This window comes from Roseobacter ponti, assembly GCF_012932215.1.
Classification (GTDB): domain Bacteria; phylum Pseudomonadota; class Alphaproteobacteria; order Rhodobacterales; family Rhodobacteraceae; genus Roseobacter; species Roseobacter ponti.
Window position 1 is genome coordinate 1,456,284 of the sequence record NZ_CP048788.1, and the last position, 14,707, is coordinate 1,470,990.

Consider the following 14,707-nt stretch of genomic DNA (forward strand, 5'->3'; position numbering starts at 1 on the left):
TCACGCGCCCTGCGTGATCCGCGCGACAGCCGCGATTTTCTCAGCCGCCGCACCGCTGTCGATCGAGGTCCGGGCCATTTCGACGCCTTCCTTCAGATCGCCGGCGGCATCAGCGACCACGAGGGCCGCCGCGGCATTCAGCAGAACCGCATCCCGATAGGCGGAGGCTTCACCGTCCAGCAGCGCTTTGAAGTCGCGCGCATTTTCCTCAGGTGTGCCGCCGACGATCGCCTCGAAAGGATGCACCGGCAGGCCCGCGTCATCGGGGTGGATCTCCATATCCGTAACGGTGCCGTCGGGACCGAGGGCTGACACCCAGCTCACCCCTGTTATCGTCAGCTCATCGGTACCGTCAGAGCCATGCACCAGCCAGGCCTTTTCCGAACCCAGTGCGCCGAGTGTTTCGGCCATGGGCCGGATCAGATCGCGCGAAAAAGCACCGGTGAGCTGGCGTCTGACGCCCGCGGGGTTGGTCAGGGGGCCGAGAATATTAAAGATTGTGCGGGTGCCGAGCTCTGCGCGCGTGGGCATCACATGGGCAATTGCCGGGTGATGCATTGGTGCCATCATAAAGCCAATGCCCGCCTCTTTCAGCGCTTTTTCAACGATTTTGGGGCCGACCATCACATTGAGCCCCATCTGCGTCAGCGCATCTGCTGCTCCGGATTTCGACGAGAGGTTCCGGTTGCCGTGCTTGGCCACCACCACACCCGCGCCTGCAACCACAAACGCTGTGGCGGTCGAGATGTTCAGTGTGCCCTTGCCATCCCCACCGGTGCCGACGATGTCCATCGCCCCGTCGGGTGCCCGGACCGCGTTACACTTGCTGCGCATGACAGCGGCGGCGGCGGCATATTCCTCTACCGTTTCGCCGCGGGTGCGCAGCGCCATCAGCAACCCGCCGATCTGGCTCGGTGTCGCTTCGCCGTCAAAGAGAATGCCAAAGGCTTCTTCGGCTTCGGCGCGCGACAGAGCACGGTCCGCTGCGGCACCAATCAGCGGTTTCAGGGCGTCACTCATGCGGGCACCTGCATTTCACTGATGAAGTTCTTCAGCAGGGCGTGGCCGTGCTCGGAGCGGATCGATTCCGGATGAAACTGCACGCCATGGATCGGCAGGTCGCGGTGTTGCAGCCCCATGATGGTCCCGTCTTCCAGATCCGCGGTGATGCGCAGCGTGTCTGGCAGGGTCTCGCGTTCGACGATCAGCGAGTGATAGCGGGTGGCCTCGAACGGTGTTGGCAGGCCGGCAAAAAGCCCGCTGCTGTCGTGGCGGATATGGCCCGTTTTGCCGTGTACGATATCTTTTGCGCGTACCACGCGCCCGCCGAATGCCTGACCGATTGTCTGGTGACCAAGGCAGACACCCATCAGCGGTGTGCGGGTTTCCGCCGCTGCCTGCGTCAGGGCAAGGCAGATCCCCGCCTGATCAGGGTCGCAGGGCCCGGGCGACAGCAGAATGCCCGAGGGGCGCATCGCCATGGCTTCCTGCACATCCAGGGCGTCGTTTCGCCGGATAACAACATCTGCCCCGAGGCTGCCCAGATAGTGGACGAGGTTGTAGGTAAAACTGTCGTAGTTGTCGATCAGCAGCAACATGTTCAAAACTTTGCAATCAGGGCTGGAGACTGGGCCCCCGGGCGCGGTATAGTTCGTGCGTACTTGTTCAGGGTTGGCAGGCTGCGTCAAGAGGCGGCACCGGTCCTGTGCAGAGCGGCAGCCTTGCAGGGCGGTCCGGGCACAGGGGTGCGTCAGGACCGGAGGCTGCACCAGTGAGACATATAACGCGAGGGTGGGCAGACCGTGGCAAAAGGATTTATCAAAGGCGCACTCTGGGGCAGTTGTGTCAGCCTCAGCGCAGTCGTGCTGGTGTCGGTGTTCAGCAGCGGGCTGCCCCGGCCGCCGGCAGATCCGGCCGGCACGGCACAGACGCCGCCTGGTTCAACGCCGCCCGCAACAGCACCCGCTGAAACACGCGACACCGCAGCAGCGCAGCCGGACGCGACATCCGTCCCTGAACAAAGCACAACCAGTAAGGGTGCCGGTGCGGATAGGACCACCCTGGCCGCCGCAGGAGCGCCGGACACGCTCGACGGGTTGCGCGAAAGCGATATGACACCGGCGGCTGTGCCGGATGCGGGCTCCGCTGCGGCGGTACTGCAGCAGGATGCAGCCAGCACAACGGGCACGGCACCCGCTGCACCCCGGACCGATGCACCGGTCGCAGGCGCGGGGCAGACTGCTGCTCTGACGACGCCCTCGACAGAGCCTGCCGTGACAGTCTCGACCAGCTCCGCCGCACAACCGGCAGAGGCGCCGGAGGCTCCGTCAGAGACAACTGCCGCAGCGCCGGTGGTGCAGACGGATATTGCGGCCCTCGCACCCCCCGTCGACCCCGCAGAACCCCGGTCCGCGCCTGAACCGGATGAGGGTTCAATCTCGAACCTTCCGATGCAGCCGCCGGCGCCTGACCTTCCGTCAGAACGCACCGCCTTTACCGAAGCGGCACCCGATACGATTGCGGCTGCCGATCCGGCGCAGCCACAGCCCCCGGCGGTTCTCGCCTCAGGCACCGCCTTTGACGACAGCACCCGCCCTGTCAGCGATGATGCCGGGCCCGAGGTTGCAGAGATTACCGCAATGGCGCCGGCGACCGTGCAGCCGGACAGCGACGGGGGCACCGCAGCGCAGGTTTACGCCAGCACCGATACCGCGCCGGCCAGCGTACCCGAAGCCCAGGTCGCCGTGACACCTGAACCGGAAGCCGGAACTCCCACCCGGGAGCCCGACGCGACTGGTCCGGAACCGGAAGAAGCAGGGCCGGAAAGCCGGACCGCCGTGCGCCGGCCCGATCCGGTGACACGTGATGTGGCAGAGGATATTGCCGATACCTCCTCGCAGAGTGCGCCGCCTGCACAGACGGCTGAGCCCGCTCCGGTGGTGAGTGCTCAGAATTCTCTGGAGGGCAGCTTTGCAGACAGGACAGACGGGGTGACCACAAACCGGCTGCCCAGTCTGGGCGATGATGAACCCGAAGCAGAAGTCGCGCCGGCCGACCCGCAGGCTTCCGGCGCTGCAGATGTGTCGGATGCGGCCGGTGACCCCTCCGCGTCGGTGTCCCCGCTGGAGCAGTTCGCGCGGCCCGCAGAGAACCCTGAAGGCAAGCCGGTCATGTCGATTGTTCTGATGGACGACGGTGTTGACCTTGCCGCTGCTGCCATCGGGCTGCCTGCGCTGCGCCGCTTTCCACATCCGGTGACATTCGCTGTCGAGGCGAGCCTGCCGGACGCCGCCAGCCGTGCCGGGGCCTACCGCAACGAGGGCTTTGAGGTGCTTGCGATGATCAATCTGCCTGAAGGCGCTTCTGCGACCGACGCCGAGGTTTCGGTCGCAGCTGCGCTTGCCGCTGTTCCCGAAGCGGTTGGCGTGCTGGAGGGTCCGGGCACCGGGGTGACAACAACGCCTGACGCAGCGCGCCAGGTCTCTGAGATCCTCGCGGCGAGCGGGCACGGACTGGTGACGCAGAACCGCGGGCTCAATACCGCGCAGAAGCTCGCAGCGCGTGCCGGCGTGCCGTCGGCTGTGGTTTTCAGGGATTTTGACAGCGAGGGACAATCACCTGTGGTGATCCGGCGGTTTCTTGATCAGGCCGCGTTTCGTGCAGGCCAGGAGGGCGGCATCGTGATGCTGGGCCGGCTGCGCGAGGATACTGTTTCGGCTCTTCTCGTCTGGGCCCTGCAGGACCGCGCGGACAGAGTTGCGATGGTGCCGGTGAGCGGCGCTCTTTCGGTATCGGAGTAACGGCCGGCCATCAGGCCCGCCGCCCGGCAGTCTCCTCATGACAGTTCAGAGCCCATGCGTGAAAATCAACAGCGCGCATTGGTTTGCCGATCAGATACCCCTGCACGGTGTCGCAGCCCATGCCGGCCACGAGTTCAAGCTGTTCTTCGGTTTCGATCCCTTCTGCCACCACGGTCATGCCGAGGCTTCGCGACATCGTGACGAGGGCTGAGATGATGCTTTCCGCGCGCGGCTGCGGGACCGGCGAGATCAGTGACTGATCCAGTTTGATGCCGCTCAGCGTGAGCTGCGAGAGCGTGGACATCGACGCATATCCGGTGCCGAAGTCATCCAGCGAAACGGCAATACCCGCGTCTGCAATGCGCGCGATGGTGCGGGCGGCCATATCATCTTCGCTTTCGATCAGCGTGCTTTCAAGAACCTCGACCACAAGGTCCTGCGGCGAGAGATGCCGGCTGCTGATTTCCTGTATCAGGCGTTCGGGCAGATGCGGATCATGCAGGGTCGCAGGGGAGGCATTGACCGATATCTTTGGCAGATCGATGCCCGCAGCGCGCAGGTCTTCGAGCTGATCCAGGCCTTTGCTGAGCATCATCATATCAATGGCGCGCAGCAGCCCCGCCTGTTCAGCCGCTGCAAGAAAAATGGCCGGCGGCACGATCCCGCGCGTCGGGTGGTTCCAGCGCACCAGGACCTCGCATCCCGCAAGCCGCAGGGTACCGGCACAGACCTGTGGCTGCATCCAGGCCTCAAACTCGTCGCGGTCAATGGCGGTTCCGATCTCTGAGAAGAGCGCATGACGGGTCTCAATATCGGCGCGCAGCTCGTTGGAGTATTCGTGCGCGCGCCCGCGCCCGGTCCGTTTTGCCTCATAAAGCGCCAGATCACTTTCGATCAGCAGCTGGTCCGGGGTCGCGGTTGAGGACCCCGCGAGCGTGTAGCCTGCTGAGGCGCCGGTACGACAGGTCCTGCCTTCAAACACAAAAGGTTCAGAGAGTGCGTTCACGATCCTGCGCGCCAGAGCTTCGATGGCCTGAACGGAGGCGGGTTCGGTAACCACAACCACAAACTCATCGCCGCCGATGCGCCCGACCAGATCTCCGGGCGATGTCTCACGGCGCAGCAGAGTGGCTGTCTTTTTCAGCAGCGCATCACCGGCAGCATGGCCAAACCGGTCGTTTACCGATTTGAAACGGTCCAGATCGATTTTGAGAACGCCCAGCGTAATATCCGCCTTCGTATGTGCTGCTGGCAGCTGACTGAGAAATTCATTGATGGCCCGGCGGTTGGCCAGTCCGGTGAGCGTGTCGTGGTTGGCAGCATGGGCGAGGGTGCGCCGCGCGCTCATCAGTTCGGAATTGCGCGCGCGCAGCGCGTCATAGGATCCGGAGAGCTGTTTTTTGCGCCGTTCCAGCCGCGAAATTGCCCGCGTTACAGAAATCTGGGCGGGCAGAAAAATCAGCGCGGCCTCCAGCACGAATATGAGCACGGCGATGTAGAACGTGGTGTGCTGGATGTGCAGTAACTGGCGGCTTTGTGCTTTGGAGTGGTTTTCGAGCAGCGTTACGGCCTCGTTGAGCCTGCCGAGAAGGTCATATTCGCCCCAGACCGTGAGCTGGTCCCGGATGTTGATACGCTCCACGCCCTGAGCGCCCGGGTAATATGCGGCCATCGCAGCATAGCGTCTGGTGAACATATCGAGCGGGATCGGTTCGGCATCGTGATAAAGTGTTACCAGCGCGTCCGGCAGACCGGGTCGGTTGACCAGCAACTCGTGGGCCTGCTCAAACTCCGCCACAGTTTTTTCCAGTCCGGCCATAGCGGCACCGCTGCTGCTGTTGTGCAGGTCGCTGACATAAAACAGAATGCGCTGGCTCAGCATGCGTTGCCGTCCGGCAATATTGATCAGCTCTGCGTATCCGTCGGTGGCGCGTATCGACATCAGCGAGGTCACATGCGATGCGCTCATCAGACCGCCGATCAGCAAAAAGGCCAGCAGGTATCGTTTCCACAGCGACTGTGGTCTGACCAGGCAGACGTGGCGCGCCACAACCTGCCGTATCCATTTTCCCGGCCATCTCACTGGTTTCATTCCGGAGCTCCGCACTGACATGCACCCTGCGGCGCCGGGTCAATGTGCCTCACGGAAGTTGATGAAGCGTCGCGAAAGGAGCAAAACCTGCCCGGAAAATACCGTCAATTTGAGATTAACCCGCCCGTTTAGCAGAGGCTCAGATGATCTCGTCCTCGTCAAAGAGCGGATCACTTTCAAGCTGTGCCGCAAGGCCCCCGACGGTGTCGCCTGAGGCTTCGGGGCTGAGTGCCGCCAGATGAAAAACCGCGTCGCCTTCGTTGACGACGGGCAGAATGGCCCGACCGATCAGGATGCCCGGCGCCGGCGAAAGAAGGTCGGTTTCAACCTCGCCGAAAGGGTCAGACACGGTGGCCAGCACATCGCCTTTTTCCACGGTTTCGCCCTCGGCGCGGAAGGTTCGCAAAAGACCGCCCGCCGGCGCCCGCAGCCAGCTTGAGGATTTGCAGATATAGGGCCGCTCTTTGGCTTTTGCGATGCCGCGTGCCGGCAGCATATCGACGCTTCGCATCACGCGCAGAATGCCCGCAACCCCTGCGCGCACGGCCATTTCGTCAAAGCGCAGGCCTTCACCGGCTTCATAGAGCAGCACGGGCGTGCCCCGCGCCGCGGCCTCGCCCCGCAAAGATCCGTCGCGCAGCGGTGAGGTCAGCACGACCGGCGCGCCAAAGGCCATTGCCATCGCCCGCGTGGTATCGTCGCCAGGCGACAGGCGGATCTGTGGCAGGTTGGTGCGGTGAATGGCCGCTGAGTGCAGATCGATGCCGAAATCACAGCGCAGCACCACTTCCTGCAGAAAGATATGTGCCAGACGCGAGCCCAGCGAGCCGCCCGGGTGGCCCGGAAAGCAGCGGTTGAGATCCCGCCGGTCGGGCAGATAGCGCGATCGGTTGAGAAAGCCGAAGGAGTTTACAACCGGGACCACCAGCAGCGTACCACGCAGAGACGCAAGCTGCGGTGCGCGCAGCAGACGGCGCACGATCTCGACGCCGATCACCTCATCGCCGTGAACTGCCGCCGAGACGAACATCGTGGGGCCGGCGCGTTTGCCGTGATGGACCTGCACCGAAAGATGGACCGGCGTATGATCGGGCAGGATCGAGACCGGCAGATTTACTGTGCCGCTTTTCCCCGGTGCGAAACGCTCACCGGCAATCTCAAAGGGCGCGCGGGCCATGGCTCAGCCGTTACCTTCGCCTGAGAACCGCGCGGCATCGGCTGCCGCGCGCCGGATCGCGTTGGATTTGTGCACCGTTTCCTGGTACTCGGCCTCCGGGTCGCTGTCATAGACAACGCCGCCGCCGGCCTGGATGTAGAGTCTGCTGTCCTGCACCACCGCCGTGCGCAGCGCGATGCACATATCCATATCGCCTCCCGCACTGAAGTAGCCGACACCGCCGCCATAAACGCCGCGCTTTTCAGGCTCCAGCTCGTCAATGATTTCCATCGCGCGCACCTTGGGCGCACCGGAGACAGTGCCCGCCGGCATGCCCGCGAAAAAGGCGTCGAGCGCGTCTTTATCCTCGTGCAGCTCGCCCACCACGTTGGAGACGATGTGCATCACATGGCTGTAGCGTTCTACAATAAACTCTTCGGTCGGGTGCACGGTGCCGATCCTGGCCACGCGCCCCACATCGTTGCGGCCCAGATCAAGCAGCATCAGATGCTCGGCCAGTTCCTTTTTGTCGGCCAGCAGATCGGCCTCAAGCGCATTGTCCTCGGCGGGGGTGGCCCCGCGCGGACGCGTGCCGGCAATGGGGCGGATCGTGACCTCGCGGCCAAAGACCCGCACAAGAATTTCCGGGCTGGCGCCGATGACCTGAAAGCCGCCGAAGTTGAAATAGAACATGAAAGGCGAGGGGTTTGTGCGCCGCAGTGAGCGATAAAGCGCAAAGGGGTCCTGGGCGAAATCCTGGGTCCAGCGCTGTGCGGGCACGACCTGGAAAATGTCGCCGGCAATGATATAGTCGCGGGCCTTTTCGACGGCGGCCTTGTAGCCCTCATGGGTGAAATTGCTGACCGGCTCGCCGGGTGCCGCGGCCTCGCCCAGATCGCGCGTCGCAGAGGGCATCGCGCGTTCAAGATCGCGTACCGCGTCCATCACCCGTTCCGCCGCCTGAGCATAGGCCGCGCGTGCCGTCTGGCCGTCGGAGACCCAGGCGGGAGAGACCACTGTGACCTCGCCCTTTACCCCGTCAAGAACGGCGACCACCGAGGGGCGGAGCATGACCGCATCGGGCAGGCCCAGCGGGTCGGGGTTCACATCCGGCAGATGCTCGATCAGCCGCACCATGTCATAGCCCAGATAGCCGAAAAGCCCGGCGGCGGCCTGGGGCAGATCTTCGGGCAGATCAATCCGGCTTTCAGCGATCAGCGACCGCAGCGCGTCCAGCGGATTGCCCTCCATCGGCGTGAAAGCATCGCTGTCATACCGCGCCGCGCGGTTGACCTCACTCTGCTCACCCCGGCAGCGCCAGATCAGATCGGGTTTCATGCCGATGATCGAATAGCGCCCGCGCACTTCGCCGCCGGTGACTGATTCCAGAACAAAGGCGTCCTTTTGTGCGCCGGTGAGGCGCAGCATCAGCGAAACGGGCGTGTCGAGATCAGCAGCCAGACGGGTCCAGACGATCTGGTTCCGTCCGGCGGCGTATTCCGCCTCGAAGGCTGCAAAATCAGGGGTCAGCGCCATGGCAGATCAGGGGAAGTTGACGTGCACGGCCTGCAGCGCCTGCTGGTTGATCTGCGGGTCGGCGCGACGGGTTACATCGCCACGGTAGATGTCAAAAATATCCTCGGCCAGCGCCTGACCCGCCTGTGCGCGGATCTGTTCGCGCAACGCGTCGGTTTCTGCGCCGTCTTCAGGGCCTGCGGTGCTGTCCAGCCGGACGATGACCACGCCGCCCTCGGCGTCGAGGGTGCGCACCTCGCCTTCCTGCATCTCAAAGACGGTGTTCATGAAGCCCGCAGGCGTGCCGCCGACATAGTCGCTGCGCAGCAGGTTTTCTTCACGCACCGCATCAAAGCCGAGCTCCGAAAAGTCAGTGCCCTCTTTGAGCTGTGGCAGGGCAGCTTCGATCTCGATATTGAGCAGACGCGCCGTTTCGGCGGCGCGCCAGTGCGCGGCGACCGCTGCGCGCGCGTCTTCAAAGGGAGCAGGGCGCGGTGGCAGAACCTCATTGAGGCGCAGCGCAAAAAGCCCGCCGTCATCCAGTTGTCCGATTTCCGGGAAATCCTCGGGGGTGACCGCACGGGCGGCCTCGCGGAAGGCCTCATAGCCTGCGATATCCTCGTCGCTTTCTTCGGTCCAGTCGATCTCGTTCAGTACCATATCGGTATCTGTGGCAAGCTCTTCGAGCGTGGCACCGCCCGCGAGCATATCGTCAAAGCTCTGAGCCTGCACATCCACCAGCCGCTGGGCACGGTCATTCACGAGCATCGGGCGCAGCATTTCCTGCGCTTCCTCAAAGGAGGTTTCAAGCGGGGGCAGCACACCGTTCACCCGGAAGAGCGCTGATCCGAGCGGGCTTGGCAGCGGTCCGGCCACTGCGCCGACTTCTGCGGCGAATACTGCCTCGCCCGCGTCGCCAAGCTCATCCCGGGCCACATCTCCCAGATCAACGTCCTGCAGGGTCAGGCCGCGCTCTTCGACCAGATCCTCGAAGGTCGCCCCTGTCTCAAGGCTGGCCAGTGCAGCGGCGGCGGCCTCTTCGTCGAGAAACGCCAGGCGTTCCACCAGACGGCGTTCGGGCTGGTTGAACTCTTCGCTGCGCGCGTCATAAAGCTCACGCAGAGCGCTTTCTTCGATCTCCACCTCATCGATCAGCATATCGGGTGTCAGCAGGGCATAGGTAATGCGCCGGGTCTCCGGCAGGGTAAAAACGTCGGTGTTGTCGTCATAATGCGCGCGCAGGGTCGCCTCATCGGGCGCGGGCACGGGCTCTGCAAGATCGCCTTCACCCAGCAGTGTCCAGGTAAAGCTCGCACGGGCGCCGACATAATTTATCAGTGTATCGACATAGGTATCGGGCATGGCCACGCCACTGAGGACAGCGCCCTGCAGCAGCGTGCGCGCAACCTCTTCGCGCAGCTGTTCTTCAAATTCAGCCTCAGAAAGGCCGCTCTGTTCCAGCGCAAAACGGTAGCCTTCGCGATCAAAGGTGCCGTCGAGACCCCGGAAGGCGGGGATGTCGAGGATCCGGTCACGCAGATTTTCGTCGCCGATCGACAGGCCCATTTCGGTGGCTTCGTGATCCAGCGCGCGGTCTTCGACGATGCGCTGCAGCACCGCGCGGTCGAGGCCGATCTCGCGGGCGCGCGCGAAAGGAAGCGTCTGGCCGGTCTGTTGCTCAAAGGAACGGATTTCCTGCTGGAGGGCCCGGAAATAGCTGTCCACCGGCACCGGCTTGTCCCCGACCGTGCCGATTGTGCGGATGTTGCCGGAAAGGTTGGTGGCACCGAACCCGGCAAGGCCCAGGATCAGGAGACCCATCAGGATCCACATTGCCGTTTTCGAGATGCTTTTGCCGGCTGCCATAGTCGTCCCCGTCACAGAGTTTCACGCATGCCGCACTGTCTATGCGCAGGCGGACCGGGGAGCAAGGGGCAGCGGGCCTCAGCCGGTAAAGGCGCGCAGCCGGTCAAAGAGTTCCGCGATGCCGGCGGCATCCAGATTGGCGAAAGCGATGCGCAGCTGAGAGGCGCCGGCGGGGTCATCTGTGGGGCAGAACATTGTGCCGGGCAGGCACAGGATGCCCTGATCGCGCACCAGCTGTGGTGCCAGATCCGCCGAGCTGACCGCAAAGGGATGGGCGACATAGGCAAAATAAGCACCGAGCCCCAGGAGGCTCCAGCCGGCTTTTTCCAGTGCCGGGAAGCCCGCTTCAATCGCGGCGCGGCGGGCCAGGATCTCATCGCGTTCGCCGGCCAGCCACTGGTCCAGGCTCTGCATCCCCCGGAGTGCCGCGTACTGGCCGATCTGCCCGGGGCAGATTGCAACCGTGTCGAGGAATTTTTCGACCTCCGAGAGGCGCGCGGGGCTGGTGACGAGCGCGCCCACCCGGTGACCGGTCAGACGGTATGCTTTGGAGAAGGAATAGAGGTGAATGAGCGTGTCGTCCCAGCCGGCGTCCTCAAAGAGGCTGTGCGGTGCGCCGGGTGCCGCATGAAAATCGCGGTAGGTTTCATCCAGAATCAGGGCGATGCCGCGGGCGCGCGCGAGATCGAAAAAGGCGCGCAGCAGATCGTCGGGGTATTCCACGCCCGCCGGGTTGTTGGGCGAGACAAGAGCGATGGCCCGGGTGCGGTCGGTGATCAGGGCAGCGGCCTGATCCGCCACGGGGCGCAGATCGGCACCGGTCTGCAGTGGCACGGTTTTCACGCCCGCCATATCGAGCCACATTTTGTGATTAAAGTACCACGGCACGGGCACGATGACCTCGTCGCCCTCGCCGCACAGGGTAGAGATGGCCGCGGCAAAGGCCTGGTTGCAGCCTGAGGTGATGGCCACCTGGTTCGTGTGTACCGCGCCGCCGTAGATCTGCGAGGTGCGCCCGGCCAGGGCCTCGCGCAGCGCGGGCATGCCGAGCACCGGGCCATAGAGGTGCGCGTCATCGCGGTTGAGGGCGGCCTCGGCCATGGCTTCGCGCAGGGTGCGCGGGGGCGGGTCGACCGGGGCGGCCTGGCTCACGTTGATGAGCGGGCGGTCAGGCGGAAAGGTGACGCCGTCGAGCCAGCGCCGCGCCTCCATCACGGGCGGTCGGAAGGTGCTGGCGGTGCGGGTCAGGGGCATGGTGAGAAACTTCCTGTCAGCGCGGGGGGCAGGGGCGGGAGCCTCCGGCGGGGATATTTTTAAGCCAGAGAAATACTGTGGTGTCAGTCGGTGCCCCGGTAGGGCTCGACGTATTGCAGCGCCATGTCCCAGGGGAAGAAGATCCAGGTGTCCTGGCTGACTTCGGTGATGAAGGTATCGACCTGGGGGCGGCCTTTGGGTTTGGCATAGACAGTGGCGAAATGCGCGTTCGGGTACATCTCTCGTACGACTTCAAGGGTTTTGCCGCTGTCCACCAGATCATCGATGATCAGGATGCCGGTGCCGTCGCCCATCAGCTGAGCGTCCGGGGCTTTGAGCACGCGGGCGTCGGACTGTTGCTGGTGGTCGTAGGATTTGATCGAGATCGTGTCGACGGTGCGGATATCCAGTTCGCGCGCGGCGATCATGGCAGGGGCCATGCCACCGCGGGTGATGGCGACGACAGCGCGCCAGGCGCCGTCATCGGGGCCCTGGCCGTCAAGACGCCAGGCCAGCGCACGGCTGTCGCGGTGGATCTGGTCCCAGCTGATGTGAAAGCCCTTTTCATGGGGCAGGCGGGCAGGGTCTTTGGTGCTCATGGGCTACCTTTCGATAAGCAGTCGCAGGCCGAGGGCGCCGAGCAGCGTGGCGGCGATCCGGTCCAGAAGGGGTTTGGCGCTGAGATAGCCGCGGCGCGCAGATGCGCCGGAGAGCAGCAGCGCAAAGAGCGTGTAAAAGGCGATCTCAAGAAGGAGGTGGTTGGCCACGATGAGCGCAATCTCTCCGGGGGCGAGGCCCTGGGGAAAGACGAGTACGATCACGGCGGCGGCAAAGAGCATGGATTTGGGATTGCCCGCGTTCACCATCAGGCCGGACAGGAAGGCACGCCCGCGCGGCCGGATCGTCTCAGTCAGGGGCGATGTCGCGTGGCGCCACGTCTGAACGGCGATCCAGATGAGATAGAGTGCACCGGCAGTTTTCAGCCCGGTGTAAGCCCAGGGGAAGATGAAAAAGACGCTTTCAAGGCCCACGAGGGCCGCAAGCGTCCAGAGCGAGGCTGCGAGCCCGAGGCCCGCGCCTGTGGCGATCCCGGCGGCACGGCCTGCGCTCACACAGGTTTTGATGAAATACAGCAGCGCCGCCCCGGGGCTCGCGATGGCGGCCGCGAGCACGATGTTGAAGGCAATGAGGCTTTCGGGGCTCACCTGGGGCTCATTCTTTGCTCATATCGGGTGCGTCCACGGCCTTCATGCCGACCACATGATAGCCCGCATCCACATGCAGGTTTTCGCCGGTCGTGCCGGATCCGAGATCAGAGAGCAGAAAAAGGGCCGCTTTGCCGACATCCTCTGTCGTGACATTGCGGCGCAGGGGCGAGTTATATTCGTTCCACTTCATGATATAGCGGAAATCGCCGATGCCTGAGGCCGCCAGCGTCTTGATCGGGCCGGCGGAGATCGCATTGACGCGGATACCGTCCTTGCCGAGATCTTCGGCGAGATACTGCACCGACGCCTCAAGCGCTGCTTTCGCTACGCCCATCACATTATAATGCGGCATGACTTTTTCAGCACCATAATAGGTGAGCGTCAGGCAGGAGCCACCGGGGTTCATCATCTTTTCGGCGCGCTGCACCACGGCGGTAAAGGAATATACCGAAATATCCATCGACATCGCGAAATTGCTGCGGCTGGTGTCAACATAACGGCCGCGCAGTTCGTTTTTGTCGGAAAAGCCGATGGCATGCACGATGAAATCGAGGCTGCCCCATTTTTCTTTCAGCGCGTCGAAAAGCGCATCCATCGAGGCTTCGTCCCCCACGTCGCAGGGCAGGACCGTGTCGCTGCCCAGCTCAGCAGCCAGCGGGCCCACGCGTTTTTTCAGTGCCTCACCCTGGAAGGAAAATGCCAGCTCCGCGCCCGCGTCGGCACAGGCCTTTGCGATCCCCCATGCAATCGACTTGTCATTGGCAAGCCCCATTATCAGACCGCGCTTGCCGGCCAGCAGATCATTTCCCATGGAGCCCTCACAATGTATAATCAGTCGTGCTGCCCCGCTGAATAAGCGATTGCGCATGTACCATCAAGGGACCCCGCGACAGGGGTTGACCTTTGGTGCGTTCCGGCCACCTCTTGGGCACCAGCAGATCCCGGGGAGAGACCGATGGAAAAGAGAACAGGTAAATTTGCGGGCGAAGATCCTTTTGTGCTGTCACGGGCATGGCTGGAAGAGGCTGAAAAGACCGAACCGAACGACCCGAATGCGGTCGCGCTGAGCACTGTTGATCAAGACGGACTGCCCAATGCCCGAATGGTGCTGCTCAAAGAAATCAGTGCCGACGCCTTTGTGTTTTACACAAACTATACCAGTGCCAAAGCGGGCGAGATTGATGCGGCAGGCAAGGCGGCCTTTGTGATGCACTGGAAATCGCTGCGCCGGCAGATCCGGGTGCGCGGCCTCGTAAGCCGGGAAGACGGAGAAAAGGCGGATGAGTATTATGCGACCCGCTCGCTCAAAAGCAGGTTGGGGGCCTGGGCGTCAGACCAGTCAAAACCGCTGTCGTCGCGGGCGGCGCTGATGGCGGAAGTTGCCAGGGTCACCGCACGGCACGGCACCGATCCCGCACGGCCCCCCTTCTGGGGAGGTTACAGGGTTGTACCGCTGGAGATCGAATTCTGGGCGGATGGTGATTTCAGGCTGCATGACCGGTTCGTCTGGCGCCGGGCCTCGGCCGATGCGGGCTGGGAAATCACCCGTCTGAATCCATAAAGTTTCGCAGAGTAAAACAACACGGCGACTCACTCGGTTCACCGCTGCACAGATTCTGTGCGCGAACCGCAGGACCGGGGTCTCGCGGGTATGTAATCGGACATACTACACGCATAAAGGGTATAAAAATTCCTGTCACAATTCTGTGATACTTGCGGAAGGGTGATTCCGTCTGTACCAAGCGGTTTAATTGATCAGCGACGGCATTTACGGTTGATCCGGGAAAGGCATATCGCGCAAGATTATGTTACAGTC

The 14,707-nt window shown here is 63.2% G+C and carries 12 protein-coding genes; 2 read left to right on the plus strand and 10 right to left on the minus strand.

All coding sequences use genetic code 11. The annotated features are described in order from the left end of the window. The gene (gene trpD / locus G3256_RS07045) at window positions 1–1,020 is read right to left on the minus strand and encodes an anthranilate phosphoribosyltransferase (protein ID WP_169640142.1); all 1,020 of its coding nucleotides are present in this window, start codon (window positions 1,018–1,020) and stop codon (window positions 1–3) included. Next, window positions 1,017–1,598: an anthranilate synthase component II gene (locus G3256_RS07050; RefSeq protein WP_169640143.1), complete on the minus strand. Its 582-nt coding sequence runs from the start codon at window positions 1,596–1,598 to the stop codon at window positions 1,017–1,019. Before G3256_RS07050 ends, trpD begins: the two co-directional genes overlap by 4 nt. Before the next feature lie 204 nt (window positions 1,599–1,802). Here G3256_RS07050 and G3256_RS07055 point away from each other — a divergent pair, with 204 nt between their 5' ends. Continuing rightward, window positions 1,803–3,800, plus strand: a complete 1,998-nt coding sequence (locus tag G3256_RS07055) for a divergent polysaccharide deacetylase family protein (RefSeq protein WP_169640144.1) — start codon at window positions 1,803–1,805, stop codon at window positions 3,798–3,800. A 10-nt stretch (window positions 3,801–3,810) separates the two neighbouring features. Here G3256_RS07055 and G3256_RS07060 read toward each other — a convergent pair whose 3' ends face one another. From G3256_RS07060 to fabI, 8 genes are all read right to left on the minus strand, one after another. Next, window positions 3,811–5,892 carry a putative bifunctional diguanylate cyclase/phosphodiesterase gene (locus G3256_RS07060; RefSeq protein ID WP_169640145.1) on the minus strand — a complete coding sequence of 694 codons (2,082 nt, stop codon included), beginning with the start codon at window positions 5,890–5,892 and terminating at the stop codon, window positions 3,811–3,813. A gap of 139 nt (window positions 5,893–6,031) precedes the next feature. After that, window positions 6,032–7,069 (minus strand): succinylglutamate desuccinylase/aspartoacylase family protein, encoded by a 1,038-nt coding sequence (locus G3256_RS07065; RefSeq protein ID WP_169640146.1) that lies wholly within the window; start codon window positions 7,067–7,069, stop codon window positions 6,032–6,034. Window positions 7,070–7,072: 3 nt separating this feature from the next. Continuing rightward, window positions 7,073–8,584: an anthranilate synthase component I gene (gene trpE / locus G3256_RS07070; RefSeq protein ID WP_169640147.1), complete on the minus strand. Its 1,512-nt coding sequence runs from the start codon at window positions 8,582–8,584 to the stop codon at window positions 7,073–7,075. Between the two features lie 6 nt (window positions 8,585–8,590). Continuing rightward, complete coding sequence (locus G3256_RS07075) at window positions 8,591–10,429, minus strand: peptidylprolyl isomerase (protein ID WP_169640148.1); 1,839 nt, start codon at window positions 10,427–10,429, stop codon at window positions 8,591–8,593. A 78-nt stretch (window positions 10,430–10,507) separates the two neighbouring features. Beyond that, entirely contained in the window at window positions 10,508–11,683 is a 1,176-nt protein-coding gene (locus tag G3256_RS07080) for an aminotransferase (protein WP_169640149.1), read from the minus strand. Between the two features lie 83 nt (window positions 11,684–11,766). Further along, on the minus strand, window positions 11,767–12,282 hold the full coding sequence (gene gpt, locus G3256_RS07085; RefSeq protein ID WP_169640150.1) for a xanthine phosphoribosyltransferase: 516 nt from the start codon (window positions 12,280–12,282) through the stop codon (window positions 11,767–11,769). Between the two features lie 3 nt (window positions 12,283–12,285). Then, window positions 12,286–12,888, minus strand: coding sequence for a LysE family translocator (locus G3256_RS07090; RefSeq protein WP_169640151.1), 603 nt, complete (start codon window positions 12,886–12,888; stop codon window positions 12,286–12,288). Window positions 12,889–12,895: 7 nt separating this feature from the next. Then, on the minus strand, window positions 12,896–13,702 hold the full coding sequence (gene fabI, locus G3256_RS07095; protein WP_169640152.1) for an enoyl-ACP reductase FabI: 807 nt from the start codon (window positions 13,700–13,702) through the stop codon (window positions 12,896–12,898). A gap of 144 nt (window positions 13,703–13,846) precedes the next feature. Here fabI and pdxH point away from each other — a divergent pair, with 144 nt between their 5' ends. After that, window positions 13,847–14,452 carry a pyridoxamine 5'-phosphate oxidase gene (gene pdxH / locus G3256_RS07100; RefSeq protein ID WP_169640153.1) on the plus strand — a complete coding sequence of 202 codons (606 nt, stop codon included), beginning with the start codon at window positions 13,847–13,849 and terminating at the stop codon, window positions 14,450–14,452. The last annotated feature ends 255 nt before the right edge of the window (window positions 14,453–14,707 follow it).